The sequence below is a fragment of the Mycobacterium sp. 852002-30065_SCH5024008 genome (assembly GCF_001665645.1).
Taxonomy (GTDB): Bacteria; Actinomycetota; Actinomycetes; order Mycobacteriales; family Mycobacteriaceae; genus Mycobacterium; species Mycobacterium paraffinicum.
The window spans coordinates 1-1,108 of record NZ_LZSZ01000155.1 but is presented as its reverse complement, the minus strand read 5'-3'; the positions used below and the strand labels follow the sequence as shown (position 1 = coordinate 1,108).

At 70.4% G+C, this 1,108-nt stretch carries 1 protein-coding gene; it reads right to left on the bottom strand.

Annotated features, from left to right (window positions below; translation table 11 throughout):
• Window positions 1–1,098, bottom strand: a 1,098-nt coding sequence (locus tag A5781_RS18925) for an HNH endonuclease signature motif containing protein (RefSeq protein ID WP_082939429.1), incomplete at its 3' end; no start/stop codon positions are given.
• Window positions 1,099–1,108: the final 10 nt, after the last annotated feature.

Sequence of the window (1,108 nt, the reverse complement as noted above, 5' to 3'; positions counted from 1 at the left end):
ATGGTGGCGGCACAGACATTTCAGGTTCGACGGATGCGTCGCACCGCCATCGGCGTAGGGGATCGTATGGTCGATATCGCAGTCCACCGCCGGCCGATCACACCCGGGCGCCCGACACGTCAAATCCCGGCACCGCACGAAGTCGGCGAGCTTGGCCGAGGGGAGATAGCGCGGCTCGGCCTGCGTCGGGGCGCTCACCGGCACCAGCCTGGCGTTGGCGGCCAACTCGGCGACCACCTCGGCCGGCACCAGCCCCTCCACGCCGGGCAACACCCCCGGGGCCGCGCCGCGCCCGGCGACCGTGCCCGCCTCGGCGACGACATGAATCACCACATTGCTTGCGGTCCGCGCCCCGCCGACGCACCCGGGTATTCCGCACTGACACCCCAGCCGGTCCGCACCGGCGGCCAGCGCACCCAGCGCATCCGCCCGGCGCTGCCGCTGGGTGCGCGGATCGGCCCCACACACGCTGCCCGCCAACTCATCGAGGCGCCGATCCAGCGCGCGCCCGTCGGCGCCGAACACGCTGCCGGAAAGCCACGCCATCCCCGAGTCGTTGGCCTGCACATCGACAAACCGATCGTCGATCGCCTCCTTGGCCCGGCGCACCGCATCGGCATCCACCAAGGCCACGATTCGGTCCACCGCGGCCCCCAACCCTCCGCGGGTCAGCGACGGACGCCGTGAGATCACCACCGCCAGCCGCGCATCCACCCGCGCCATCACCTCGGCATCGGTGATCAAATCGGTGCGAAACACGATCGTCTGAAACGCCCGATAGTCGATATCCCCGGCCCGAAACGCCTTGCCCACCTGCGGCAGCCGCTCGCGCATCGCCATCGCATACCGCAGATAGCTATGCGCCAGCGCCACACTGCATCCCAGCGCCGCACCCACCTGCGCGGCCACCGCATCCCACGCATCAGCCGCCCACTCGGCCCGCTCCCCCGAATCGCGACACCGCAACACCACCAAGTCCCCCACCGCCACCAGCGGTTCGGCGGCCGCCCGCGTTTCCGCACGCCCCGCCTCGCGCACCCGATCCAACAACACCCAAGACTCCGGGGTAGACCGCGACGCCAACGCGTACTCGAACATACATTCGATA